Source organism: Pseudoalteromonas sp. Isolate6 (genome assembly GCF_022398435.1).
GTDB lineage: Bacteria > Pseudomonadota > Gammaproteobacteria > Enterobacterales > Alteromonadaceae > Pseudoalteromonas > Pseudoalteromonas galatheae.
The window spans coordinates 1-505 of the sequence record NZ_JAKEVK010000430.1; the positions used below are offsets into that span (position 1 = coordinate 1).

General features: G+C 48.3%; 1 rRNA gene. It reads left to right on the forward strand.

The features are described from left to right. Nucleotides 1–505, forward strand: a 23S ribosomal RNA gene (locus L1D50_RS23335); the annotation flags it as partial.

A 505-nucleotide genomic window follows, 5' to 3' on the forward strand; every position in this document is an offset into this window, starting at 1 on the left:
AGTTAGTGGAACATGCTGGAAAGCATGACGAAACAGGGTGATAGTCCCGTACACAAAAACTTATCTAAAGTGAAATCGAGTAGGTCGGAGCACGTGAAACTTTGACTGAATATGGGGGGACCATCCTCCAAGGCTAAATACTCCCAACTGACCGATAGTGAACCAGTACCGTGAGGGAAAGGCGAAAAGAACCCCTGTGAGGGGAGTGAAATAGAACCTGAAACCGTGTACGTACAAGCAGTAGGAGCCTACTTGTTGGGTGACTGCGTACCTTTTGTATAATGGGTCAGCGACTTATATTCTGTAGCGAGGTTAACCATTTAGGGGAGCCGTAGCGAAAGCGAGTCTTAACTGGGCGCTTAAGTTGCAGGGTATAGACCCGAAACCCGGTGATCTAGCCATGGGCAGGTTGAAGGTTGAGTAACATCAACTGGAGGACCGAACCCACTAACGTTGAAAAGTTAGGGGATGACCTGTGGCTAGGAGTGAAAGGCTAATCAAACCG